This window comes from Cupriavidus sp. 01T418, from assembly GCF_056398885.1.
In genome coordinates this window covers 109,821-133,713 of sequence record NZ_JBFTQG010000012.1, presented here as the reverse complement: position 1 = coordinate 133,713, position 23,893 = coordinate 109,821, and the positions used below count along the sequence as shown (strand labels likewise).

20 protein-coding genes and 1 pseudogene are annotated in these 23,893 nt (G+C 63.4%); 10 read left to right on the top strand and 11 right to left on the bottom strand.

What is annotated here, in order from left to right:
• Positions 1 to 286: 286 nt before the first annotated feature.
• The 7 genes from AC1DQ3_RS15155 to AC1DQ3_RS15125 form a co-directional block, all read right to left on the bottom strand.
• Entirely contained in the window at positions 287 to 631 is a 345-nt protein-coding gene (locus AC1DQ3_RS15155; protein ID WP_477120992.1) for a carboxymuconolactone decarboxylase family protein, read from the bottom strand.
• A 125-nt stretch (positions 632 to 756) separates the two neighbouring features.
• Positions 757 to 1,737 carry a Bug family tripartite tricarboxylate transporter substrate binding protein gene (locus tag AC1DQ3_RS15150; protein WP_477120991.1) on the bottom strand — a complete coding sequence of 327 codons (981 nt, stop codon included), beginning with the start codon at positions 1,735 to 1,737 and terminating at the stop codon, positions 757 to 759.
• 40 nt (positions 1,738 to 1,777) lie between these two features.
• Positions 1,778 to 2,515 (bottom strand): enoyl-CoA hydratase/isomerase family protein, encoded by a 738-nt coding sequence (locus AC1DQ3_RS15145; protein WP_477120990.1) that lies wholly within the window; start codon positions 2,513 to 2,515, stop codon positions 1,778 to 1,780.
• 45 nt (positions 2,516 to 2,560) lie between these two features.
• A complete protein-coding gene (locus tag AC1DQ3_RS15140) occupies positions 2,561 to 4,675 on the bottom strand; it encodes an acetate--CoA ligase family protein (protein WP_477120989.1) in 2,115 nt (704 codons plus the stop codon).
• A gap of 76 nt (positions 4,676 to 4,751) precedes the next feature.
• On the bottom strand, positions 4,752 to 5,528 hold the full coding sequence (locus AC1DQ3_RS15135) for an enoyl-CoA hydratase/isomerase family protein (protein WP_477120988.1): 777 nt from the start codon (positions 5,526 to 5,528) through the stop codon (positions 4,752 to 4,754).
• Positions 5,525 to 6,127, bottom strand: a complete 603-nt coding sequence (locus AC1DQ3_RS15130) for a cysteine dioxygenase family protein (protein ID WP_477120987.1) — start codon at positions 6,125 to 6,127, stop codon at positions 5,525 to 5,527. Before AC1DQ3_RS15130 ends, AC1DQ3_RS15135 begins: the two co-directional genes overlap by 4 nt.
• Positions 6,124 to 7,317, bottom strand: coding sequence for a CaiB/BaiF CoA transferase family protein (locus tag AC1DQ3_RS15125; protein WP_477120986.1), 1,194 nt, complete (start codon positions 7,315 to 7,317; stop codon positions 6,124 to 6,126). The genes AC1DQ3_RS15130 and AC1DQ3_RS15125 overlap by 4 nt, the downstream gene beginning before the upstream one ends.
• 188 nt (positions 7,318 to 7,505) lie before the next feature.
• Here AC1DQ3_RS15125 and AC1DQ3_RS15120 point away from each other — a divergent pair, with 188 nt between their 5' ends.
• Positions 7,506 to 8,303 (top strand): IclR family transcriptional regulator, encoded by a 798-nt coding sequence (locus AC1DQ3_RS15120; RefSeq protein WP_477120985.1) that lies wholly within the window; start codon positions 7,506 to 7,508, stop codon positions 8,301 to 8,303.
• Positions 8,304 to 8,334: 31 nt separating this feature from the next.
• On the opposite strand, the gene AC1DQ3_RS15115 is transcribed toward AC1DQ3_RS15120, so the two are convergent.
• Together AC1DQ3_RS15115 and AC1DQ3_RS15110 are read right to left on the bottom strand one after the other, a co-directional pair.
• Positions 8,335 to 10,656, bottom strand: coding sequence for a molybdopterin guanine dinucleotide-containing S/N-oxide reductase (locus AC1DQ3_RS15115; protein WP_477120984.1), 2,322 nt, complete (start codon positions 10,654 to 10,656; stop codon positions 8,335 to 8,337).
• A 40-nt stretch (positions 10,657 to 10,696) separates the two neighbouring features.
• On the bottom strand, positions 10,697 to 11,671 hold the full coding sequence (locus AC1DQ3_RS15110) for a Bug family tripartite tricarboxylate transporter substrate binding protein (RefSeq protein WP_477120983.1): 975 nt from the start codon (positions 11,669 to 11,671) through the stop codon (positions 10,697 to 10,699).
• Between the two features lie 1,176 nt (positions 11,672 to 12,847).
• Between AC1DQ3_RS15110 and AC1DQ3_RS15105 the strand changes: the two genes are divergently transcribed.
• The 4 genes and pseudogenes from AC1DQ3_RS15105 to AC1DQ3_RS15090 form a co-directional block, all read left to right on the top strand.
• Positions 12,848 to 12,973, top strand: coding sequence for a hypothetical protein (locus AC1DQ3_RS15105; protein WP_477120982.1), 126 nt, complete (start codon positions 12,848 to 12,850; stop codon positions 12,971 to 12,973).
• A 189-nt stretch (positions 12,974 to 13,162) separates the two neighbouring features.
• On the top strand, positions 13,163 to 13,333 hold the full coding sequence (locus AC1DQ3_RS15100; protein ID WP_267601383.1) for a hypothetical protein: 171 nt from the start codon (positions 13,163 to 13,165) through the stop codon (positions 13,331 to 13,333).
• A 380-nt stretch (positions 13,334 to 13,713) separates the two neighbouring features.
• Positions 13,714 to 14,019 carry a panthothenate synthetase gene (locus AC1DQ3_RS15095; protein ID WP_267602716.1) on the top strand — a complete coding sequence of 102 codons (306 nt, stop codon included), beginning with the start codon at positions 13,714 to 13,716 and terminating at the stop codon, positions 14,017 to 14,019.
• Between the two features lie 406 nt (positions 14,020 to 14,425).
• Positions 14,426 to 14,626, top strand: a pseudogene (locus tag AC1DQ3_RS15090) (ATP-binding protein); the annotation flags it as partial.
• A gap of 8 nt (positions 14,627 to 14,634) precedes the next feature.
• Here AC1DQ3_RS15090 and AC1DQ3_RS15085 read toward each other — a convergent pair.
• Both AC1DQ3_RS15085 and AC1DQ3_RS15080 read right to left on the bottom strand, forming a co-directional pair.
• Positions 14,635 to 14,988: a hypothetical protein gene (locus AC1DQ3_RS15085; RefSeq protein WP_477121030.1), complete on the bottom strand. Its 354-nt coding sequence runs from the start codon at positions 14,986 to 14,988 to the stop codon at positions 14,635 to 14,637.
• A gap of 117 nt (positions 14,989 to 15,105) precedes the next feature.
• Positions 15,106 to 16,617: a Fic family protein gene (locus AC1DQ3_RS15080; RefSeq protein WP_477120981.1), complete on the bottom strand. Its 1,512-nt coding sequence runs from the start codon at positions 16,615 to 16,617 to the stop codon at positions 15,106 to 15,108.
• 242 nt (positions 16,618 to 16,859) lie between these two features.
• Between AC1DQ3_RS15080 and AC1DQ3_RS15075 the strand changes: the two genes are divergently transcribed.
• The 5 genes from AC1DQ3_RS15075 to AC1DQ3_RS15055 all read left to right on the top strand — a co-directional run bounded on the left by AC1DQ3_RS15075 (position 16,860) and on the right by AC1DQ3_RS15055 (position 23,868).
• Entirely contained in the window at positions 16,860 to 17,192 is a 333-nt protein-coding gene (locus AC1DQ3_RS15075; RefSeq protein ID WP_477120980.1) for a hypothetical protein, read from the top strand.
• 261 nt (positions 17,193 to 17,453) lie between these two features.
• Entirely contained in the window at positions 17,454 to 17,903 is a 450-nt protein-coding gene (locus AC1DQ3_RS15070; protein WP_477120979.1) for a DNA-binding protein, read from the top strand.
• A 599-nt stretch (positions 17,904 to 18,502) separates the two neighbouring features.
• Positions 18,503 to 22,399: a CHAT domain-containing protein gene (locus AC1DQ3_RS15065; RefSeq protein WP_477120978.1), complete on the top strand. Its 3,897-nt coding sequence runs from the start codon at positions 18,503 to 18,505 to the stop codon at positions 22,397 to 22,399.
• Positions 22,400 to 22,852: 453 nt separating this feature from the next.
• Entirely contained in the window at positions 22,853 to 23,209 is a 357-nt protein-coding gene (locus tag AC1DQ3_RS15060; RefSeq protein WP_477121025.1) for a SpoIIAA family protein, read from the top strand.
• Between the two features lie 347 nt (positions 23,210 to 23,556).
• Positions 23,557 to 23,868, top strand: a complete 312-nt coding sequence (locus AC1DQ3_RS15055; RefSeq protein ID WP_477120977.1) for an H-NS histone family protein — start codon at positions 23,557 to 23,559, stop codon at positions 23,866 to 23,868.
• Positions 23,869 to 23,893 lie beyond the last annotated feature (25 nt).

The following is a 23,893-nucleotide window of genomic DNA, read 5'->3' as shown; positions in this document are numbered from 1 at the left end:
AGTTGAAGACTCACCGGACATTTCAACTTTGCTGGCGACCGGACATTTCAACTTTGCCTGGACATTTGCTGTTGTCGAGGCATGGCTGGGCGCGAAGGGCACCCCAGGTAGCCCTTGGAACGTTGGAAACCTCTAGCGCCTGTCGACGAGCCGCTGTTCGGAACGGATTCACTCCGTCGCCGGAAAAGAAGGCCAGCGCATCGCCGCTTAGTCAGCCCCCGCTCTTGCGTGGTCTCCCATTACTGCCGGCGATCTCGAGGCTCCGAAGCGCCGGCCCTGCGGGAGTCTATGCCGCCTTGAGCTCGTCGAAGGCTTCGAGGGCGCGCAAGGAATAGATATAGGCGGCCCCCGCATTCATCGCGATTGCGACCCCAAGCGCATCCGCCAACTCTTCCTTGGTGGCGCCCGCCTTGGCGGCCGCGGCGGCATGCGAAGCGATGCAACCATCGCAACGCGTGGTGACAGCTACCGCCAGTGAAATCAGCTCGCGTGTCTTGGAATCCAGGGCTTCATTAGCGCCCTGGGCCGCAGCTAGCCCACGGTAGGCTTCCAGCATTTTTGAGTGCGGTGTCTCCAGGCGGGTATTGGAGCGTTTCAGGCTGCCGAGCAATTCGCGCCAGTTCATGAACATGGCGATCTCCAAAGGGATGGGTTAAGGGAAGGGCGGGAATCCGACGTCATGTCGAATCGCAGCAGGTCGGCCTGACCGCGTTCGGGCCAGGCTGCGGCGATGCCGTGACGTGCGCATCGCCAGTACTACTCCAGACGGATGTTGCCGTCCTTGATCAGCTGGCGATAGAAGGCGTCATCGACGGCCAGCTGCCTGCTGAATTCGTCGGGGCCTTCAAAAGTCGGGTACTGGCTGTATTTCATCAGCTGCGCCTTGACTTCAGGTGCCTTCAGTACGCGTTCCGCTGCGGCTGCGTACTGGCTGACCAGTGCGGGTGGCGTGCCCTTGGGCGCGTACAGTCCATACCAGCTTGGCAGCGAGTAATCCAGGTTCAACTCGCGCAGGGTCGGCACATCGGGCAAATCCGGATGGCGCTCGGCGCCGGTCGAGGCCAGCGCCTTGAGCTTTCCCGCCTTGATCTGCTGCAAGGCCACAGGGTCGTACAGGACGTCGATGCGGCCCGCCAGCAGGTCGTTCAGGGCTTCGGCCGAGCCCTTGTAAGGCACGTGCAGCATCTTGGCGCCGGTCTTGATGCTGACCACTTCACCTTGTAGGTGGGTGAGGGTGCCCAAGCCGGCGGATCCGAAGCTGGACTTGCCTCCGCTGGCTTTCGCGTAAGTGATGAAATCGCGCATGTCCTTCGCCGGCAGGTCGCGCCGCGCAGCCACGATGCCGATGGTGGATGTCAGCTTGGCGATCGGCACGAAGTCCTTGAACGGATCGTAGGGCACCTGGCGCAGGTGCGGCGTGATCACGTGCACGCCGGTCGGCGCCAGGAGCAGCGTGGTGCCGTCGCCGGCTGCCGCCGCCACGGCTTGCGCGCCGATGCTGCCGCCGGCGCCGCCCCGGTTCTCGACGACAAAGGTGGTGCCGGTATCGCGCGTCATGCGCTCGGCGAAAAGCCGCGCCAGGTTGTCGGCGTTGCCGCCCGCGGGATAGGGCACTACCACGCGCACCGGTCCCTTGGGCAGCGCGGCGGCTGCCCCGGCTGCCCCGGCCGGGGTGGAGGCGATCATGGTGCCCGCGAGGCCGAGCGCGGCCAATACTGTCTTGTATCTGCTTGTCATTTTCTGTCTCCTCACACGCCCCCGCGGATGCCGGGTCGGTTCAACGGCCGCTGTAGCTGGCGGCTCTCTTTTCGCGGAAGGAGCGCATCCCTTCCTGCGTGTCGTCGCTGTCTCGCACCACGTTGAGTTCGCGCAGGGCGTCCGCCATCAGCTCCGACGGTCCCTTCGGCATCACCGATTGCGCCACGAAGCGCTTGAGTGTCCTGAGCACCAGCGGCGCCGAGCGCGACAACTCGTCCGCCATCGCCATGGCGGCCTCCACCTGTTGCCCGACCGGCACCACATCGTTGACCAAGCCGGCATCGCGCGCGCGCTGCGCATCGACGGTTCGGCCCAGTAACATGATCTCCATGGCGACCTTGTGTGGAATCCGCGAGGCCAGGCCGGCGATCATCCCGCCGGTAAAGCCCAGCCGCGCCTCCGGATAGGAGAATTTGGTGTTGTCCGCGGCGACGGCTAGGTCGCACATCATGTGCAGCACCATGGCGCCACCGACCACCCAACCGGCGGTCGCCGCGATGATGGGCTTGTCCGTGACGAAACCTGAGCCGGGAATGCAGCGCCATAGCTCCGGCAGGTTGGTGACATCCGCGCCGGCCGAGAACGCATCATTGCCGGCGCCGGTGATCACCGCGATGCGCTGGTCGGATGCGTCGAATTCCTGGAAGCCCTGCTGCAGCAGTTCCGCCGACTCTTTGCAGATGACATTGCGCTTTTCCGGGCGGTTCAGCGTGAACAGCGTGACCTTGCCGTGCTGCTCGATCGTGACGATGCTCATTTCTTGTGTCTCCGTTCTTGATGCGATTAACAGGGAATTGCCGGTTCAATCCACGCGCACGCGCGCGTCCACGGCCACGCAGCCTTGCCCTTGCACGCGGACCTTGAGCGGATTGATCTCGATCTCGAAATCGCCCCCGCGCAGGGCGTCGGCCAGCCAGCCCATGCGTACCATGACGTCGGCCACGGCCTCGATATCGAGCGGGGGGCGACCGCGATAGGCCTGCAGCAGCGGTGCCACCTTGAGGCCCCGCAGCGCGGTCAGCGCCGTCTCTCGCGCCAGCGGTGCCGGCAGCACCGCGATATCACGCAGCAACTCGACCAGCACGCCGCCGCTGCCCACCAGCACCTGCGGCCCGAACTGCGGATCGCGTCTTACGCCGACGATCAGCTCCAGCTCGCCCGCTTCCTGCGCCTGCAGGTAGAAGCCCGCAACGCGGGCCTGCGGCAGGCTCGCGCCGATGCGCTGACGCATCGCCTGAAGGCCTTCGCGCAGGGCGTCGGCATCGGCCACATTTAGCAGCACGCCGCCCACGTCGGACTTGTGTACGATGTCAGGCGACACCACCTTGGCCACCATCGGGAAGGCGATCGCATGGCTGCCCGTCACTGCGGCCTCGATGTCGGAAAACACCTGGCCACGGTTCACCGGCACGCCGATCGCCTGCAGCAGCGCCTTGGATTCGGACTCGCCAAGCGCGCCGCGGACGTCTGGCAGGCTGGCGGGTTCGAATCCTGCCGGCTGCGGCGCCGGTGTCGCCTGCCACACGGACCAGCGGCGCCAGCCCTCGACCGCCGCCACCGCTTCGCCCAAGCTGTTGGTGAACGGCACGCCGCATCCGATCAGCGCCTTGCGCGCGGCCGTGGCGGCCGCGCCCGGCTGCATCACGAACAGCAGCGGCTTGCCGCTGTCCTGGCCGCCGGCGGCGAGCTGGCTGGTGATGGTGACCAGGTCCGGCGCGGTGGTCATCACCGCGAGGCCCAGGTCGGTGTGCGGGTCGGCCATGGCGATCTCGGTGGTCTTGAACCCTACGTCCACCGCCTCCGCGGCTTCCTCATACCGGCGCCCGCCCAGGTCGACCGGGTTGTCCGCCTGGCCGGGGGAGTAATAGACCGACAGCGCGTCGCGAGTGGGCTTGGAGAATCGCGTCAGCGGAATGCCGGCTTCCGCCAGCCTGTCGGCGCTGAGCGCGCCGCCACCGCCGGAGGTGGTGACGATCAGCGCCTGGTCGACCGTCCTGCCCGGATAGCGCGCCATCGCCGCCGCGAGCACCAGCATGGCGGCCGGGTCATCCAGCAGCACGACGTTTTCCTGCCGGCAGACGGCCTGCAGGCTGGCGAAGTCGCCGGCCATGCTGGCGGTATGCGAAAACGCGGCGCGGCTGCCGTCGGCGGTCTTGCCCGCCTTGACCGCCAGCCAGGGCTTGCCTGCGGCGCGGGCGCGGCGTGCCAGCTGCACGAAGCGCTCCGGCGACTTGATGCCTTCGATATAGGTGCAGATCACTCGCGTGCGCGGGTCGGCGATCAGGAACTCGACAAAGTCGCACAGCTCCAGGTCGGCCTGATTGCCGACGGAGACGCAGTGCGTAAAGCCGATGCCGATCTCGTAGGCGCGATCGAATAGCGTCGCCATCAGCGCGCCGCTCTGGCTGACAAGGCCGATCGGGCTCTCGATCAGGCTCTCGACTTCCAGCGCGGGCGAGGAACACAGCACCAGCTTGTTGGCCGGGCTGATCAGGCCCAGGCAGTTCGGCCCGATCAGGCGCATGCCGCTGGCATTGGCGATCTCTACGATCTCGCGCTCGAGCGCGGCGCCCTCGGCGCCGGCGTCGGAGAACTTGGCCGTGATGATGATGCCGGCGCGTGCGCCGCGCGTGGCGCATGCAGCGATCTGTTCCTTTACCTTTGCCTGCGGCACGGCCATGATGACCATGTCCGGCGCGGCCGGGGTGGCGTCGATGCTGGGATAGGTCTTGAGGCCGAACAGCGTTTCGCGTGCCGGGTTGATCGGATAGACGGCTCCGTCGAAGTTGTGCTTGAGCAGCATGCGGTACAGGCGTCCGCCGAACTTGCCTTGGTCTTCGGACGCGCCGATCACCGCGACCGAGCGCGGATTCAGCAGCGCGGCCAGGTTGTCGGCGGACGTGGTGGGTAGGTTCATCTCCTGTCTCCTTCGCGATATTCGCGTTGTCTTGTTGTGTCGTGTCTTGCGGCGCCGTCCCTGGTTTGCCGCCGCGTCAGCGCTTCATTGACGCGCGGTAGGCCGCGATGCGCGCCTTTAGTCCTGGTCTGGCCGCCGAACGCACCAGCTCGGCCAGTTGCGATGCCTGGGCCAGCGCGAGCGCGCCATGCCCGTCCAGCGTGGCCGCCTGGATGGCGGCGTGAGTGGAACGGTCCGGCCGGCGCGCGCGTGCAGCCAGTGCCGCCAGCGCCGCAGCGCGGTCCTCCTGCGCGACGAGCGTCGCGAATCCGGCGGCAACGGCGGGTTCAGCACCGATCACGGCGCCGCCAGCAATCCACTCGCGCGCCCGCGCCGGGCCTACCAGCGCAGCCAGCCGGGCGCTGCCCAGCACCAGCCCGAACGCCGCACCCGGAAAGGCAATGCTGCTGCCAGGCGCTATCCAGCGTTGTTCGCACGCAGCAACCAGGTCCGCGCCGGCGCCCATGGCGCGGCCCCGCACCAGCGCCACTGTGCTGAAAGGCGCGGCATGCACGGCCTGCAGCAGCAGCTCGACACGGACGAAGCGCGCCAGCAGCGAATCGTCGCTATCGCTGTCGAGGTCGCCGAGGTCGACGCCGGTGCAGAAATGCGGGCCGTTCCCGGCGAGCACAAGCAGGCGGGTGCCGTCATCGTGGCAGGCCTGCACGGCGTCGGCCAGTGCCGCGACCAGGCCAGCGGAAAGCGCGTTGCCACGCTCGGGCCGGTCCAGCGTCAGCTTGGTCACGTCATCCTGCTTTTCAACCAGCAGCCCTTCCGGATTCCCCGGGAGGGGCGTCGCCTGATCCTGCGTCATGCTGTCGGCGCGGTCCAGAGATTGGGCACGAACGCATTGGCATAGCCGGAGACAAAGGGCTTTACGGCACCGGTGGCGACGTCGAAGACATGACGCCGGATGCGGCCGATATTGCCGCCATACAGATGGATGCTGATCGAGACGCGGTCGTCATAGGCATTGCGCACGCGATGCACATCGCCAAGCGTGGGAGAGACCGCTGCCACCTGGCCCGCCGACAGGCGTTCCGGCTCCCCGTCGGGTACCATCCGGCCGCCTTCGTGGCGATAGCGCTGATCAATCTCGGCGCCGCGCAGTACGCCGATCAGGCCCCATACGGTATGGTCATGCACCGGCGTTTGCTGGCCCGGGCCCCAGACGAAACTGACGAGCGAGAACCGGTCGAGCGGATCGCAGTAGAGCAGGTGCTGCTGGTAGTAATCGGGATGTGGCTGCGCCATCTCCGCCGGCAGCCAGTCGTCATACGCGACCAGCGCCTGCAGCGGTGCGGTGGCGGCGGCCAGCAACTCGGCTTCGTCTTGGCCTCGGGTGCCGGCCTGTTCCGTCAGCCGGCTGACGGTGGCGACGAATTCCCGCAGCCGTTCGATGTTGTGCGTCACGATGCCTCCGTCGGGGAGATCGGGGTGTTGTCGGATTCCTGGTAGCGCGCGCGCACGTCCTCACTGTGCTCGCCAAGGGCGGGCGGATCGCGGCGGATCGGCAAGCCCATGCCATCGAACCGCAGCGGCGAGGCAAAGGTACGCGTCCGGGTGCCGCCAGGCAGGGTCAGCGGACGCACCCATTCCATGTGTTCGACCTGAGGGTCGGCCAGCGCGGCCGCGTAGTCGTTGATGCGCGCATGCGGCACGCCGGCCGCATTGAATGCGGCAATCCAGTGCGCGACGCCGGCGCCTGTGAAGTGCGCTTCCAGCAGTGCCTTGAGTTCCTTCTGGTTGGCGGCCCGGTCGCTGGTGGTGGCAAAGCGCGGATCCTGCGCAAGTTCCGGCATCTCCACCACTTCCAGCACCGCCAGCCAGAGCTTGTGGTTGCCTGCCGCGATGGCGAAGTGGCCGTCGGCGGCGCGGTAGGCCTGGTAAGGCGCATTGCGCGGATGGGCCGAGCCCAGCTTGACCGGGCTCTTGCCGCTGCCGAAGTACTCGCTGGTCTGCAGCGCTGCGATGCCCAGCGTGCAGCCATACATCGGCACGTCGATATGCGTGCCTGCGCCACCGGCCCGCACGCGCGTCAGCGCGCTGGCGATGGCGAAGGCGGCATAGAGGCCGGAGGCGAAATCGGCCAGCGGCACGCCGCACTTGACGGGCTCGCCGTCGGGCTCGCCGGTCACGCTCATCACGCCGGCCGCGGCCTGGATGGTCAGGTCGAAGCCGCCTTCGCCGGCGCGCGGCCCGCTCTGGCCATACGCAGAGATCGAGCAGTACACCAGCGTTGGCTTGTGCTCGCGCATGCTGGCAAAGCCAAGGCCAAGGCGGTCCATGACGCCAGGGCGGTTGTTCTCGACCACGACGTCGGCGTCAAGGATCAGTTGGCGCGCCAGCGCCGCATCGGCGGGATCCTTCAGGTTGAGCGCGACCGACTGCTTGTTGCGGTTCAGCGAGGCGAAGTTCTCGGAGAAGCCGTTGGAGAGCGGCGGCCACTGGCGCAAGGTATCGCCCTCGGGAGACTCCACCTTGACCACGTCGGCGCCCATGTCCGCGAGAAGCATGCCGCAAAACGGGCCGGCCGCTACCGTACAGAATTCCACTACCCTGACCCCTTTCAGGGGCAGGTCCTTCTCGTTGAGATCATCCATTGCCATGCCTTGGGACGGAGTTGCGGGCCCGAAGGATTCCGAAGTCTTCCACATTCCAGCGGCGGTTATCCCGGGATGGAGTCCAGTGTAGGGACGTCCCAATACTGGGTACAACAGTTCCGCATTTGAGAACACGTGCGCGCCGGGAGTACGATGTCGCCATCCGCTTCAACCAGGAGGGACCGCGCATGAACAACACCTTGATCAAGGGGCTGCATGTCATCGAGCTGCTGGCCCATAGCGATCGCCCACTCGGTCTCACCGAGATCGCCAGGCACCTGGGGGTGGCCAAGAGCAATGTGCATCGCCTGCTGCAGGCGCTGGTCGAACTGCATTACGTGATCCGCGACGAAGAGGGCATGGGCTACAGCGCCTCGATCAAGCTATGGGAACTCGGTTCCGCCGTGTTGTCCCGCCTGGACCTACGGCGCCACGCAGAGGCATGGATGGAGCGACTGATGCAGGCCACCGAGGAAAGCGTCCACCTGTCCGTGTTGGATCGGGGCGAGGTGGTGTATGTGCACAAGGTCGACAGTCCGAATCCCGTGCGGGCCTATACACAGATCGGCGGGAGGGCGCTGGCGCATTGCGTGGCGACCGGGAAGGCGATGCTTGCATTCCAGCCTGACGTCACACTGCAGCGCATGGCCACCTCGCTTGTCGCGGCCACGTCGGACAGCATCGTCGACCCGAGGCGCTTCCTGCAGGGGATGGAGAAAGTGCGCAGGCAGGGGTATGCGCTCAACCGGGGCGAGTGGCGGGAGTCGGTCTGCGGGGTCGCCGCGCCAATCAGCGACGGCAATGGGCACGTGATCGCCGCCGTCGGGTTGTCGGGGCCGGCGGCACGCTTCAAGCCCCAAAAGATCAAGATTTTTTCCGAGCTTGTGCGCGAAGCGGCCAATGAAATCGCGATAGGTTTGGGTGGGGGCGACAGGCACAATGCGCTGTCGCTGGCCACCCGGAGCATGGTCGCGGTCGGCCGTTGAAAAGGGCGCTCCTGGCGGGCGCCTCGCAGCTTCAGCCGACGTGCCGCGGCTGCAGTGCCGGCGGCTTGAACGCCGTCACCGCCGGCGGTTCGCCTTCGAAGCGCGCGACATCGACCAGGCACGTCTGTGCAATGCAACCCTGAGACAGGCCCGATGCCGGCCGGTCCAGCGTCAGCGCATTCGGGTTGCCATGCTTCTCGATGCCGGTGCTGCCGTCCGATGCCGACAGGTCTGGGTCGAACCAGGCGCCCGTTGACAACTTGATCACACCCTGGCGGATGGCCGCGCTGATAACCGCGCCTGCCAGGCAAGTGCCGCGTTCATTCGAGACGTGCACCACGTCGCCCGCACATATGCCGCGAGCGGCGGCATCCGTCGGATGGATCATCACGGGCTCGCGGCCCGCAACTTTAGTGGCACGGCTGTAGGGACTATGGTCAAGCTGGCTGTGGAGGCGGCTGGCGGGCTGGTCCGACAGCATGTGCAGCGGCCAGCGCGCGGCGAGGTCAGCGCCAAGCCATTCCACCGGGGCAAACCATTGCGGGTGCCCAGGGCAGTCTGGCAGCCTGAAGTCCGCGATGGTCTGGCTGAAGATCTCGATCTTGCCTGACGGAGTGCGCAGCGGGTTGGCCTGCGGATCGCGGCGGAAACTGTCCAGCATGACGACTGACTGGCCGGGCAGGGCCATGTCGACCAGGCCCGCTTCCCAGAACGCATCGAACGCGGGCAGCGGCACGTCAGCCTGCGCGGCGCGCCCGATGCTTTCGCTATAGAGCCTGCGCAGCCAGCCTTGCGTATCCAGGCCTTCCGTGTAGCGCGCCTCCGCGCCGAGACCGCGCGCCAGGTCCGTGAAAATGTCGTAGTCATCGCGCGCTTCGCCGACGGGCTGCATCGCCTGGCGCATCGCCACCATGAAGCGCTCGCGCGTCGAATAGCCGATGTCATCGCGTTCCAGCGTCGTGGTCGCGGGCAGCACAATGTCGGCCAGTTTCGCGGTCGCGGTCCAGAACGGCTCGTGCACGACGATCGTTTCCGGCTTGCGCCACGCACGCAGCAACCGGTTCAGGTCCTGATGGTGATGGAAGGGGTTGCCCCCGGCCCAGTACACCATCCGGATGTCTGGATAGGCCAGCGTGCGGCCGTTGTACGTGAACGGTTCACCTGGCTTCTCCAGCATGTCGGCGATGCGCGCCACGGGGATAAACGCCTTCACGCCGTTTTCTCCCTGAGGCAGGGTCGGCCCGGAGAAGCGGGGATTGGCATTGCCGATCATATTGACCGCGCCGTAGCCGACGCCGAAGCCGCCGCCCGGGAGGCCGATCTGGCCCAGCATCGCCGCGAGCGTTACCAGCATCCAGAATGGCTGCTCGCCATGGTCGGAGCGCTGCAGCGACCAGGCGATATTGAGCATGGTCCGCGCCGCCGCCATCTCGCGTGCAAGCGCCGCGATGCGCGCGGCGGGCAAGCCGGTGATGCCGGCTGCCCAATGGGCGTCCTTGGCCTGTCCGTCCTGCTCGCCGCGCAGGTAGGCAGCGAAGCGGTCGAAGCCTACGCAATAGCGGTCGAGGAAGGCGGGGTCATGCAACCCTTCGGCGAGCAGCGTATGGGCTAGGCCGAGCATCAGCGCGGTATCGGTGTTGGGCCGGATGGCCAGCCACTCGAAATCGGCGCCGGTGTCCAGGTCGTCGCGCACCGGGCTGATGTTGACGAAGCGGGTACGCGCCGCTGCCATCCGCCGCAACGCACCAGGCACGTCGTGCTGGCCGGGGCCGCCGGCGCTGACCTGCGCATTCTTGGCCGGCACGCCGCCAAAGGTGACGAACATGCCGGTATGCCGGGCAAGCACATCCCAGGAGGTGTGGACCGCCATCAGTTCATCCATCGGGGCAACGATATGCGGCATCAGCACGCGTGCGGCACCCAGGCTGTAGGAGTCGGCATGGCGCACATAGCCGCCGATGGCGTTGAGGAAGCGATGGATCTGGCTCTGGGCATGATGAAAGCGCCCGGCGCTGGACCAGCCATAAGATCCGCCAAAAATCGCTTCGTTGCCCCAGGTGCCGATGACGCGCTTCAGTTCGCCCGACACCAGCGTCAGCGCCTCATCCCAGCCGATCTCGACAAACGGCTCCTGCCCGCGGCGCTCCGGCCGGCTTCCCGGACCGTCATCGAGCCAGCTCTTGCGCACAGCCGGGCGCTTGACGCGCACCTGCGTGTCGCGGCAGGCTTCGAGCATACCGGACCCGATGCCGGAGGGCTGTGGGTCGGCCGGGATCGGCGTCAGCCTTGTCGCCTCGTTCCCATTGCTTTCGACTTCATAAATGCCCCAGTGGGCCGCGGTATAGGTGCGCATTTGAAATTTGCCGGGATCGGTGAGGTAGCTTGTTGAGGGATTATTCGCCCTTGATGCCGATTGCCGGCAAGAGCTGCCTGTAGAACTTCTGGTCGGCCAGCAGCCCGCGGCGGAACTCTTCGGGCGACTGCCAGGAGGCAACCGAGTTGGCTTTCAGCATGACGGCCTGGATGTCCTTCTCGCCCAAAACCTGCCGCAGCGCCTGCGCGAGGCGATCCGTGATGTCTTTCGGCGTATCTTTCGGGACCAGGATGCCCCAGCCCGAGCCGCTTGCGGTGGTGATCTCCACACCCACTTCCTTCAGCGTGGGAACAGACGGCAGTTCCGGATGGCGGCTGCGGTAGAAGGTCGCGAGCGGCTTGAGCCTGTCCGCCTTGATCATGGCGACCGCCGCTCCGTCGATCACAAAATCGACATCGCCGGCCACCGCTGCATTGACCGCCAGCGCGGAACCGCGATATGGCACGTGCATCAGCTTCAGTCCAGCTTCCTGCGCCAGCGTGCCGGCGTAGACGTGGCCCGCGGAGGCCTCGCCGGCGGAGCCGAACGTCAGCTTGTCCGGATGTTGCCTGGCGTACGCAATGAACTCCGCCAGCGTGTTGACCGGCAGTTCCTTCCTGACCGCCATGACGGCGATATAGTCGGCAACGCCGCCGATCGGCTGGAAGCTGTCCAGCGTGAATGGCAGCTTGCGCAGATTGGGCAATACGGTAAAGGCGGATGCTGCGCCGAGCAGCATGGTGTAGCCGTCTGGCGCCGCATTGGCGACGAACTCGGTGCCGACCTGCGTGGTGCCGCCAGGCTTGTCCTCGACCACGATATTGGCTTTCAGCACCCTCGCCATCCGCTCCGCGATCAAGCGCCCCAGGATGTCGGAGGACCCGCCAGGCGGAAACGGTACGACCATCCGGATCGGCCGGTTAGGCCACTGCGCCTGCGCCGACAATGGCGGCGACCACCACAGGAACGGCACCATCATTGCTGCAAGGGCAAGCGTTCGGCGCAGGCGGATCATGGGGCGACTCCGTTCTTGAGATCCCATCGCTGGGGGCAGGGAGATCATAGGGTCGTTCCACAATGCGTAGATAATGTTCCCATATGTGGACCCGAGTGCAACATCCCACATATCGCTTGGCCGCGGGCCTCGAAGGCATTCACATCCATGCGCTGTCGCTCGAACAATGTGAGCAGGCGGTCCGTTACATCGAGGACTTCCAGGCATTTCGCCCGCCGCGATCCGCCGGCATCCTAGCGTCATTGCAATCCGCGTCGAAGTTGGAGAGCGCGCCAAAGCGGGGGCTGAGATCAGGCATCGCTCAAGAGCAGATGTTCATCGTCCGGCCCATGACAACCTAGCTGGCATTGTGAAGTTACCCGTGCGCCATGTGCTCGGGGGATCGAGTACGCACGGCCAAACCGGCGAGTTCAAGCCCCGTAGGCTGAAGTTGAAGCTGTAGACGGAGGAGGGACGATCTCAGCCCACGCTTTGGCGCGGTCTCCTTGCCAGGCGACGTGCGCTCTCGAGCGTCGTGCTTCGTCAATAATTGGAGCAAGTACTGAACAGAGTTAGCCGGCCGCGTGCCGGATTTTTCCTTGCTCAGAGGGCCGCAAATTCGAACTTGTCGCCCCCACGATTGCAATATCGCAGGCAAGTTCGAGCCTATCGCTCCCTTTCCCTTGTTCACAGCGAGGGATCGAACAGCGCGCTCACGGCGATACACAAGCGTCTTATTGAGGTTCACCGCCGACGCGTTGGTGCCTTTCGGATCAACGTCGCGTGCGTGAGGACCGAGAGCCTGTAACTCGTCCGCGGAGTTTCCAGCGTTTAGTAAAACTTAACGTTGCTAAGTTTTACTGGAAGACTAAGATGTCGTTGCTCCTTGCCGAAGCACAGAACCAATCGGGAGTGAGACCGCGTGGGAGGCAAGGAACAAGGTTGGCGCAGTTCCCCAGCCAGAGCTGGCTTGTGAAAAACCTACGTCCCCATTGGGGTGTCTCCCCCTCTCCGAGCGACCGGTGCCGGGGCGGTGCGCTACCGCGGCACAGACGGGCAAAGCTGGGACGGGGAGCGCGCCATGCCGGAATTGCTGCGGCGGGCGGTCAACGCCAGGCAGTCGCTGGAGCATTTCCGCGTTGGTGTCAGCGCTCGTCGTCTACCCAAGCGTGGCCATTCCCAAAATGAGGAGGGCCGATGAGAACCATGAGTGCTAGCCCGGTCGACATGCCGATCGCCGAGACCTGCCCAGGCGAGTACGCCGCGCTGCGCGAAGCAAATGCGCGCTGGCGCTGCGCTTCCTCGATGGCGATGCCACCGTGACCGAGGCCGACTGCCTGGTGGCCAAGGATGACGCGGACCGCGCCGAGACCGCCGCGGGTGCGGCCTTTCGGCTCACGCTCCAGACCCTGGTCAATCAAATTGAAGGAGGGAGATCACGTGGTACGAAGGGCAATTGCCGAGCCGCTGCCGGCTGGCCAGTACCTGGCCACTTGCCGGGAGACCAGCCACATGCTGGCCATTGTGAATGGCCACGAGGAAGTGTTTCCGCGGGCCCGTTGTGTCAGTGATGGCCGCTGGTGCACTTTCTTCCGCGACGGCAAGGAAGTCTGGGACTGCAACGCCAGCTACGCCGCCGCGAATTTCATCTTCGAACCGGCGCCATCGGAGAAGACGGCATGAGCGTCTCACCCCGAATCCCGGCCAAGCCTCGAGCTTGACCCAGTCGGCGATCCGGTTCCGAATGCAAGCGCCCCATCAAGCCGGAGTTGGCTAGCAGCCGAAGCCGCGCCGAACGCCACTCGGCCTAACAACGCAGTCGCTCCTGCTGTGCCTCTGCCAAGGAGGATCGCGTGCTCAAGCGTTCAAGAATGTCCGCGGCGCCCTTGGACGGGCCGCCAACTAGCTTTTTCAGTGGCCGGTGCTATCTTGTAGTATCGGCGCCCCGGCGAGCCGCGGCGTCAGTTTGCCCACCCACCGCCAGCGACAACGTTAAAGCGGCAGGAGCGCCTGAGGCAAAAGTCTGGCTACCGGGCAGCGACTATGTAAGGAAAAGGTGGATCATGAAGATGCTACTCACAGTCGAATTTCCTCATGAGCCCTTCAACGTTCTCGTCAGGGGCGGGAAGGTGGGCGAGGTCATTGAGCGTATCCTGGAAACGATCAAGCCGGAGGCAGCGTACTTTACCGAGCAAGACGGAATGCGCTGCGGGGTATTCCTGATCAACGTCGAAAATCCATCTGACGTTCCCGCTTTTGCTGAGCCCTTCTTCCTCAACTTCCAGGCCAACTGCAAGTTCCGCATTGTGATGAGCCAGGAGGACCTGCAAAAGGCTGGTCTGGAGGCGCTAGGGAAGAAGTGGGCGTGATGAGTGGTCGGCGAAATCGGTAATGAACGGCCTCCCGACCGCCCCGTCCGAGAATGCACCACTATCTTCCGCATAAGCCCCGGCATGAGCAGGTGAGGTTGGCGAAAGGAAGGGACCGCTACCGCGAACGTCAAGGGCAACCCATGGGCGATTGTTAATTTCATGATCATGAAACTATGCTGTTGGGCGCGTAGAGACCAACAGCACCGACGATGGGCACTGATACAAAGAGGTCCAGAGGCAAGTCTTCCTGAATGAGGGCGGTCACTTTTGTTTTGTTCTACGGCGGCGGCAATGGCAGGGCGAGCCAACCAGACGCCTCGACCGCGCCAAAGTCATAGGCGCTATAGATGCACACCGCTGCGATGACATAGTGGGCCTCAGATCAAGGAATGTGCAGATGCCGGTAACGGCCAATCAGCCGTTTTCCGGCTGGAATGATGTCTTCCCGGACCCAGGCATGACGGCGGCCGCCAATGACCGGCTCGTCCATCACTCGACGAGCTTCGAGTTGAATGTTGAAAGCTATCGGCGTCGCAAAGCCAGCGACAAGCAGAAGGAGCGTCGCCGTCAATTGCCCACTGACAGCCCGAATGGAGCGACAACCACCTCGGTCTACCGGTCAAGATGTCTGTCGGTAAGCCGGACATCCTGCTTGACGCTATCCAGCACCGGACCGGCGAATTCGATCCGAGGCGCGCGATGTACATCTATCCGGAGGACTCCAAGCGGATGATCGTGATGGAACATGTCGTCATCGCTTGCGGCCTCTGCCACGACCAGGACGCCGAAAACCCCCTCGACTCGTATGGCGAAGGCAAGATCCATCACAGCGGCAACCGCCGCGGTGATGCCACACAGTGCGACGCGTTCTTTCGCGCGCTGGGCTGCGACAGTTACTGTGCTCTTTAGTCGCGTTGCTTTCGCGTCGTTCCTGGTGACCAGAACAGGGGCATGGCGGTGGCTCATGAGGCGGTTCCCGAGCCAGCCGATCGACGAGCGGCCGGGACGGCTAGTATGGCGAGACGGTAAGCTTGTGGCCGGGCGGATCGTGTTCTACTTGGCGCCACCCGGACCGGAACTGCGCTAGGCCGGGCCTTGCGCCGGATCGTCCGTGTCCTCCTCATCGTCTTCGAGGGTCTCGCGCACCGCCTCCTCGATGATCCCGAAATAGGTCTCCGGGACCTTGTTAGCGTACCGCTTCCGTTTTTTGTTGGAGATGGTCCCACCCGCGTCGAGGCAGATGACGATCAGGGTGCTTAGATCGTTGCCGATCATGTCCACCTGCTCGTTCACGCGCCTCACGACCTTGTCGTAGCGGGCGAGGAAAATCGTCTCCGTCCTCAACTCCACGTCCAGTGCCTGCGCGGCCATCTTGAACCCGAATTCCACGCACGGGGTGGCATCCCAGTACCTGAAGATCGCGTCATCGGCCTTGAAGTCGAACTTGTATTCGCCCTCGCCGATCCAGGTGACCTTCACCCGCTCGCGCGCCGGCAGAGAGTAGGACTGCAGCGCCGCCAGATACTCGGCTTCATGGCGCTTCATGGCAACAGACACTGGCAGGAGCAGGCCTTTTTCCAGCTTGCCTGACGTGCAGAGTGCCTTGTGGAACATGAAGCGAGACAGCCTCCCGTTGCCATCCCAGAAGGGGTGGATGAACACGAAACCGAATGAAGCGACGCTCGCGGCGACGATCGGATCGATCTGGCTCGGCGCATCGCTAGCGAAGTGCATCCATTCGTCCATGAGCGGCTCTACGAGCTCCGGCCAGGGCGGTACGTAGGTGACGCCGCTAGCTCCGCGCCCAGGGCCTCGCAGCCAGTTCTGCGCCGCCCGGAATTGATCGGCCTGCAGGCGGGGATTGGACACCGTCGACGACTGGAGCTCGCAGAGGTAGTCCTCGGTGAGCCGGCGGCCGTCGTGGGCCTGATGGAGCAACTGCACGAAGAGCTTCGCTTTGTCCTCGCTCGGCGTCTCGTTTTCGATGGCGTAGGAATCCTCGGTCTCATGCAGATACGCCCATGCCAGCGCGCGGTCGCGCATCTCGGGGCCAAGGCTATCCAAGAATTCTGCCGTCCGTTCGAGGATCTTGCTCTCGATCCCCGCAGTGATCGCGGGGGTTCGCTCGACCGTCGCGCAGTAGGCGAGGGTGCCGAGCCCGTTGAAATTGACTCTCCAACGGGGATCTCGCCGGGAAGGGCCGGTGACGTATCGGTCGCGGTCGAAGATCTCCACATAGGCAGCCGTGGTTTCCAGTCGCCCCTCCAGCCGCTGGCCCGAGAAATGTTCCCACAGGTAGCCGGCAATGCGCACATACACGCCATTCGGCGTGGCGCGTGCCACCTCCAGTATCCGGTCCGCGGGAATCTTCGGGAGGGCCTGTGCGAGCACCTGCAGGTTCACGCCTTCGTGCTTCAGTGCAAATAGCACGTGATCCAGGCTGTCGTCCGTCTGGGGTGCCACCTGTGCCGGGACCGCAATCAGCCCGTTCTCCATGAGAACGCGGGTGACAGGCCGGACTTCCGCCTGACGCTTGAGCGGGAAAGCGGATAGCCCGCCAGCCCGCCGAAGGAACTCGTAACCGACCACGCTCATGATTTTCTTCACCGAACAAGGATTTTCTTCAGAAACGTAGTGTACGTCAGGATTTTCCTCAGTTGTGCGCAGACGGGCACCTAGTGAAAGCCCGCGTGGTGGACTGGCTATTGCTGTTCATGCGCTTCCGCTCAAACATCAGCCCTAGATTCCCGGGAAAAACACCAGGCATACACAAATTTGACGATGCGTGATGCCGCGGCGTGACCAATACCGATCTTCACGCACACCGGGAGCGCAGCATGAACAAGCGAAGCTTTCTCCTCACCGCGCCAGCCGCACCGCTGGCATCGGCATCGCCGGCGTTCGGCGACCAGGCCTGGCATGCCAACCGCGACTCACGGATCACGCTGATTTATCTCGGCCAGGTAACCTGCCCCGCCTGCAGCGGCTACGAGGCGGAGTACTCCGGACGCATGGACCGGATGAGTGTCAGCTTCCCCATGTTCAAGGAGATCGACTACCAAGTTGAGCATGGGCAGCGGCAAGGGCACGCTGAGATCAGGCCAGCTTCCAGACCACCTGAAGTGGATGGCAACGGAGACGCGCAACGGTGGATCTGTCGTCAAGAATGACTACGGCACACCCGTCTTCCTCGGCATGGTCGATCGCGGAGTCTGGGCGCAAGGGCCAGGGGTCAGCGCGCTCGAAGGAGACGTGCTCCCGGCACTGCGCCGCGCAGTCATGGAGCGTCGTGGAATGGCGTAAGCCGCTTGGTCGGCGAAAGAGCGGCAAGTTGGCAAAGGAAATCCCTCAGTCGGCAAGGATTTCCTTCAGAAAGGCATATCTCGCCCGGATTTCTATCAGCCAGACTGCCGCGTGCGCCGCTGCTGGGCTTGCGAACCGTCGTAAATTACCGAAATCAAAGCTACCCGCTCTGGCAGGACCTGCGCGACAAGATGCACGTGACCATCGCGCACCCCGAGCTGCCGGACGCGCTCAAGGCGATCGCCGCCAATGCCATGCAGTCGATCTGGCAGGCCGCAAACGAAGCGGCCACCGGCGAACTGGCCGCCTTCCGGGCCGAAGCCCGGCTGCAGGCGAGCGCGGCCGAGGCGCAGCGCGACCAGGCGCGCGCCGCGGTGGTGGCCGCCGAGCAGGAGACAGCAGCCGTGCAGGCCGAGCCGGGCAGCCGTCGCGAGCCACCTGGCTTTCAGTATCCGCTTGGTTGCCGCAGCCGGCATCCAAGCGCAGACACCACCACCACCGGCCGTTCTCACGCATTTGCGAGATGCGGGCGCCGTGCCACAGAGCGAGGCATCCGCGCCCGTCGCGGGCGGCTGTAGGCAACCGGTGGCTGTGGTCTGGCTGCTGGTAGCAACCAGTGCACCACTGCCGGGGCGGCTAGCCTGCGGCTCGTGCGGTGCACAGCAGAATTCTAATAACGCGTCAACTGAAACTGCCGCAGACGAACTTGCGGCGCCGCGCGCGGAGGTCCGCTAGCAAGTAAGCGAAACGGAGGCCCGGGCGACCAGGGCGGTCCGCTAATCTGGTTGGGTGGCGTTCCTTATTTTCCCTGTTCTTGAGAGGAAAGATTATCAAGAATAGAGAAAAGTGATGCAAGGTGTACTAGACAGAAGCGTTCAGCGAATTTGTGATGCAAGCGCAACTGTCACTGTCACGTCTCAAAGTTAGTGGGTTTTGTCTCACAGTTAGCGGGGTGAATTCTCAAAGTTAATCGGCGAAAGGAACGGACATGGCGAAGGAGCGGCAACTCGCGCCTTTCTGCAGAACGTGCTGATCGTTCCGACGATGAGTGAGTTGCTTTTTGGTTAAGCCCCGTGTTGACCAATGCTCTTGAAAGCTCGAGCGATGGCAAAGCGACGACTGGTGGGTAATGCCACGGATGCGCTAGGATCATGGAACGACACTCGGCGAGATCCAGATGAACGAACAAGACAAGGCTGCGGGCCAGGTCATTCAAGGCTTTAACCCCGCCGAGCTATTCGGCAAAGGCTTCAACCTAGGTTGCGCCGACCTGATTCAAGGTGGCTCGTTCGGGGAGGTGGTGGGCCGAAGCGTTTCCGCTTTGCTTCTGCATGCGGTGGACAAGGATGGGCGCGGCGTCTTCAAGGGGGCGACGATAGTCCTGCCGCCGATGACCGTGACCAAGCACACGGAAGAGTCCGTGTTCATTGCATTGGCCCGAGCGGTAAACGAACTGCGTGGCTTCGACCTTGAGGATCAGGAAAAGCAGATTCTTAGCCGGCTTGTAAGGGTCGTGAATAGCCCATCACTCGAAATCGCCGACATGCTGCGCCTCGTCCAGGAGCAGGGAGAGCGGCGCCTTGTTGCGGTCGCAGACGCTAGCCAGTATCGAGACCCGTCGCTCGACCTACCCGCGATCTTCGGGGTCTCGGCAGTTCGGGTTGAAGAAGACCGGTGGGTGCCACACGTAACCTCAATTTGCCGGCAGATCGTTCCTATCGTGAAAGGACTAGAGGGCTACGGACTGGTTCACGTCCCGCAAGTCCCCGCTCAGAAACAAACTAATGTGGAGCTGCTGCTTTCTATTGACGACTGCTATGTCGCGACCTTGCAGCATGAGGCTGACCCTGAGGAGGTGTTCAATTCGCGCGCTCAACAATGGAGATCCATGGTCCTCCAAGATCGACTATCGGATGCGATGGCAGAAATCGAGGGCCTGGGATTGCCAGACGGTGCACGACTCCACGCTCTCGCGCAGTTGCTACGTGGAACTGGCCGTGATAGCGAGATGCTCGGCATCATCGCTCAGCTACGTCCACATCTCGCGACGCTCAAGGCTGAGGCGGCTATCCAAGTAGCTCAACTTGCGCGCCAGGCTGGCGACGATGAACTGGCTTACGAGATCCTACCAGACGGGCCGGATGGCGTTGGCGACCAACTTTGGCTCGAGGAAGCTCTCGAACTCGCTACGTACTTTGAAGATAACGAGCGAATCGCTCGGTTTGACGCACGACTTGCAGAGCTGTTCCCCCATTCGGAGCGACTGCGCGAGAACCGCGATCGCCGGCTGCTCATGAACTCCCGGGAGGCAAAATCAGGCCAGTCGCATTTGTTCACCACTGCGGGGTTCACTGACCACCACTTGAAGCTGCTACAACGGTTGTCGGCCGAAGAACCCGACTATCAACTGGCTATCGAGGAAGCGCGTGCGTGGGGGCATGACTGGCTGGAGCTGGYCGTCGTCTGTAGCGCGATGCATGCCCGAAGCGTCGGCAAGCCAAGGGAAGCTGCCGACGTTGCGAGCCTCATCGCATCGTCGGAACTCTATGGCCGTCAGGCGATCCAGATTGTCCTCTCGTCCGTCAAGTCAATGATGCTTATGGAGCTCGTGCCTGAAGACGAGCGTGACGACTACCGTAACCTCTTCCAGACGGCCTTCCGATTTCTTGCGCGCTACCCCGAAGACAGTGGCGTTCGATCCGGACTCACCATGCTGCTTTCGGTCGAGTCGTGCGGTGACATGGCCATTCCCCTAGTGGCACTCACAACGTTAGACCTTGCCCAGCAGGGCGCGCGTCTAACGCTGCCGAGTGCCAATACCGACGAAGACCGCTCCTTGAATCCCGATGAGGCGATTCAAACTTCCATGAAGAACGGTTTCACCTGGCTGGCTGACCTCGGTGGAGGTGAACCTGGCGTGACGGTGGTACCTCGTGAGCTGTTGGTTGCCGATCCAGACGACGTCGTGCGCGCCATCGAGCGTATGGTCCACTTCACGAGTGATCGGAGCGGCGAGGATGTTGACCTGGAGCTTATGAGGAAGTTCGTACTTCTCGCATGCGCCATCTGCCCTCATGCCACGCAGGAACGTGACGAAGACATTCGACTGATGAGACATCTGGCCGGCCATCTCGCCATGGAGGGACAATTCCAGCAGGCGCGCAACCTTGCGGAGGCGATCCTGCTGATGGGGCAGCCCAGTGCATATCGCCGTCGCTTGGCATGGCAAGCGTTCGGTGACGTTTATCATCGATGTCGCAATCATGTCGTTGCGCTCATCGGCTTGGCCTGCGCCCTGGCCGTGGACGTTGCAGTCGAAAAGGCAGATCTTTGGCACGAGGTCTACGGCATCCATCGCGTCCTGCGGGATCTAGGACTATTCGAGCTCTCGCGCTCGTTCCTTCCGACGATGAAGATGCTTCTGCTTGACCTCGGGTTCGACGCAGACAGGGACCCGCGTTACGTCAGCGCCGAGCTGGGCCTGCGGCTCATGGAAATCGACGGTGCCGCGGTCGGGCCGCTTGGCGAAATCGTGGCCGAAGTCGCCGATGCCTGTCGAAGCGAGCTTGGTAACCGGAATCGCCTGGTTCCTCTCGCATTGCTGCTTGGGCAGGCTGCCCTCAAGGCGGAAGGCGCAGGCGTAAGCGTCTCGCCGGAGGTGCGAACAGTATTGGACGCGGCGCTTAGACAAGTCGGCGCTGGCATGGCAGATATGGTCCGTACTGTCTCGGCGGCAAAACCTACCGCTAAGGACGTGTTGGTGATGTTCAACGACGTGGAGCCTGCAACGTTCGCCTCGGACGTCGCGCGTGACTTCACTGTCGTTGAGCTAGCGGCGAGGCGCTTGTTGGACTCTGGGCCTCAACGCGAGCAGGCCCCCAACGAGAACGCATTTGCTATTGAGCTCCTTGCCGACCACACAGTTGCACTGGTGGGCGATGCTCCGGCGATGACGTTGGAATGGCCGACTCGATATGCTGCTGAGCTGAATCAAGCTGGCCTGGATGTCGCGTTCCTCGCCTTGGACAGCCAAGGTGAGCTGACAGTCACCCATGTTCATAACGGACTAGTCTGCTTCGTCGAACAGCCTAAGTCTGAACAAAGCTTCCGGCGCCGCTTCCGTGAATGGCTGCAGGACTACCCGAAGGACTACGGTCGTGTCGATCGTAGCGAAGGGAACAATATCTTCTACATGACGATGGAGAAGCTCAATGTCCGCTTGCCCCAGGCCGAGAGGCTCATTCTGGTGGCTGAGCCGTTCCTGCAGCAGCTAACTGCCAACCTCGTTGTTGTGCAACCCGAGGATGGAGTATTTGGCTACTTCGCCGGTACGGCGGCTGCCATTGGCATCACCCCGTCCCTGAGCTGGCTTTCGACGGCCATTGCCGCCAAGCACAGTGGTCGAGCCGTCTATAGGGCTTGGATCTCGGCGGAGACGAGTTCGGATCTCGTAGGCGGAGATGTGTTGGAGGCCGCTGTTGAAGGCGGTGCCGACCATGAAGAACCTGAGCGCGTATCCACACTTGATATCGCGCTCAGGCGCCTCAACGGATGCTTCGAGGACTTCGGTTTCGAGGTCGATACCGGACGTCGACTTCCGAACAGCATGAAAGATGCCGGCCTGGCCGTGGTGACGGCGCACGGAGGCCTGAACAGGGAGGGCCGCTACCTGCACAGTATTCGCGACGACGAGAATCTCATCGAGACGCCGTCGGCTCTTGCCACTGCATTGGCTGGAGTCGAGCTGGTCATCTTGTTTGTCTGCAGCGGAGGCCGCATTGACAAGAACCCGTGGGACAACTCGACGACCAGCCTTCCTAAGCAATTGCTGAACAAAGGCTGTCGCGCTGTTATTGCGTCGCCGTGGCCCCTGAATGTGATGGTGACCTACAATTGGCTCGAACCTTTCCTCCGAGAGTGGGAAGCTGGCGCCACGGTCCTTGACGCAACGAAGAGGGCCAATGACGCGGTCGCTCGGCATCTGGGCGAGGTTCCGCAGTACTCCCTGGCGATGCGTGTCTATGGGAACGTCTTACTCACCAACCCTGCGGTGGGAAAGGAAACGTCCACCTGATCTGATAGAAGCAGGGACCGTTTCGATAAGGCACCCCCAATAGACCAATAGACCGATAGACAATCGTCGTATGGGGTAGCCGAAGTTGGAGTTCGCTCTCGAGCGGCAACGCCGGTCTGAACGTCCGTGTACCCATTAACTGTGAGACGGCTCGCACCGTAAGCCCACTTATTGTGAGAATTTGGCCCAGTTTGTTCGGAACAGTGCAGCTGAACCTCTTGATTCGCCTACAGTTGGCTATCCATTAACTCTGAGACGGGACAGTCACTGTCACTGTCACTGTCACGTCTCAAAGTTAGTGGGTTTTGTCTCACAGTTCCTGGGTCCAGTTCTGGCGAACCAGGGACCCGTGCGATCCGAGCCGTGTGAAAAGGCGTACCATCAGAAAGTGGTCGAACGCTAGGTTTGTCCGTGCCTGAGCGTGTAACGTCGCCCCAGCCAAGTGGTCCTGCCATGATCCTGTATCACACTGACGCCGATTCCCCGGTTGTCGAGATTTCCGTCGAAGGCAAAATCACCGATCGCGATCTGCGCGAAGCCATCGAGCGCATGCGAGAGGATCTCGAACTGAACGGCAAGACCCGCGTGCTCGAACGCATCGAGCATTTCACCGGCATCGAGCCAAAGGCGCTGTGGACCGACTTGACGCTCGGCGTTTCCTTGGCCCGCAAAATCACGCGTGCCGCCGTGGTCGCCGACGCGGGATGGATCCACGCCTCGATGCATCTGGCGCGGTTCTTTACGAAGGCCGAAGTCAAGGCGTTCCACGTCAACGAACTGGATCAGGCGCGCGCCTGGATCAACGCCTGAGCGCCGCCCGGCGAATCTCGTGTCGTCCTGGCCATGCCGAGTAGGGCCAGCCCGCATTGGCACTGCGCCGCCTCCATGTGCCCACTAACTGTGAGACAGGTCGCACCATTTGCCCACTTACTGTGAGAATTCAGCCCAGTTAGTTTGGAAGAGTGCTGCGTCACCCCTTGAATCGTCAGTGACTGGCTTCCCACTAGCTTTGAGACGGGGCAGCTGGCTAGGCTGGCAGATTGGCGCGGTGGCTCCTTCTATACAGAAGGGCCGTGGGCCGGCCAGCGCGCCAGAAACGAGCTGGGTAGCCGGGCGCGTCGCTGGGCATCGCGCGGCCGCCGGTATCATCTGCGTCCATGCCCACTACCATTTCCTCCAGCCAGTCCACCGCCTCCCGTCTGTTGTCGGCCGCCAGCCCCACCGCGGCGCTGCGCGAGCGCGCCGAGGCGATCCTCTGGATCCGCACCAAGATGGCGCGGCACGGCGTGACCCCCGAGCAGTTGGTGGCGGCCGGCTGTTTTGCCGTCTCCGAGCGACCGGCGCCGGCGGCGGTGCGCTATCGCAGCGCGGACGGGCAAAGCTGGGACGGGGAGGGCGCCATGCCGGACTGGCTGCAGCGGGCGGTCAATGCCGGGCAGACGGTTGAGCATTTTCGGGCGCGGTCCTGACCGTGGGATCCTGTACCGGCGTTCT

Bases quoted from the DNA above. Each gene is read 5' to 3' on its own strand.
- AC1DQ3_RS15075 (WP_477120980.1), top strand. From the start codon at position 16,860: ATGAACAAGCGAAGCTTTCTCCTCACCGCGCCAGCCGCACCGCTGGCA.
- AC1DQ3_RS15135 (WP_477120988.1), bottom strand. From the start codon at position 5,528: ATGACGCAGGATCAGGCGACGCCCCTCCCGGGGAATCCGGAAGGGCTG.
- AC1DQ3_RS15060 (WP_477121025.1), top strand. From the start codon at position 22,853: ATGATCCTGTATCACACTGACGCCGATTCCCCGGTTGTCGAGATTTCC.
- AC1DQ3_RS15125 (WP_477120986.1), bottom strand. From the start codon at position 7,317: ATGGATGATCTCAACGAGAAGGACCTGCCCCTGAAAGGGGTCAGGGTA.
- AC1DQ3_RS15080 (WP_477120981.1), bottom strand. From the start codon at position 16,617: ATGAGCGTGGTCGGTTACGAGTTCCTTCGGCGGGCTGGCGGGCTATCC.
- AC1DQ3_RS15095 (WP_267602716.1), top strand. From the start codon at position 13,714: ATGAAGATGCTACTCACAGTCGAATTTCCTCATGAGCCCTTCAACGTT.
- AC1DQ3_RS15055 (WP_477120977.1), top strand. From the start codon at position 23,557: ATGCCCACTACCATTTCCTCCAGCCAGTCCACCGCCTCCCGTCTGTTG.
- AC1DQ3_RS15155 (WP_477120992.1), bottom strand. From the start codon at position 631: ATGTTCATGAACTGGCGCGAATTGCTCGGCAGCCTGAAACGCTCCAAT.
- AC1DQ3_RS15145 (WP_477120990.1), bottom strand. From the start codon at position 2,515: ATGAGCATCGTCACGATCGAGCAGCACGGCAAGGTCACGCTGTTCACG.
- AC1DQ3_RS15140 (WP_477120989.1), bottom strand. From the start codon at position 4,675: ATGAACCTACCCACCACGTCCGCCGACAACCTGGCCGCGCTGCTGAAT.
- AC1DQ3_RS15115 (WP_477120984.1), bottom strand. From the start codon at position 10,656: ATGCGCACCTATACCGCGGCCCACTGGGGCATTTATGAAGTCGAAAGC.
- AC1DQ3_RS15120 (WP_477120985.1), top strand. From the start codon at position 7,506: ATGAACAACACCTTGATCAAGGGGCTGCATGTCATCGAGCTGCTGGCC.
- AC1DQ3_RS15100 (WP_267601383.1), top strand. From the start codon at position 13,163: ATGCTGGCCATTGTGAATGGCCACGAGGAAGTGTTTCCGCGGGCCCGT.
- AC1DQ3_RS15105 (WP_477120982.1), top strand. From the start codon at position 12,848: ATGAGAACCATGAGTGCTAGCCCGGTCGACATGCCGATCGCCGAGACC.
- AC1DQ3_RS15085 (WP_477121030.1), bottom strand. From the start codon at position 14,988: ATGAGCCACCGCCATGCCCCTGTTCTGGTCACCAGGAACGACGCGAAA.
- AC1DQ3_RS15110 (WP_477120983.1), bottom strand. From the start codon at position 11,671: ATGATCCGCCTGCGCCGAACGCTTGCCCTTGCAGCAATGATGGTGCCG.
- AC1DQ3_RS15150 (WP_477120991.1), bottom strand. From the start codon at position 1,737: ATGACAAGCAGATACAAGACAGTATTGGCCGCGCTCGGCCTCGCGGGC.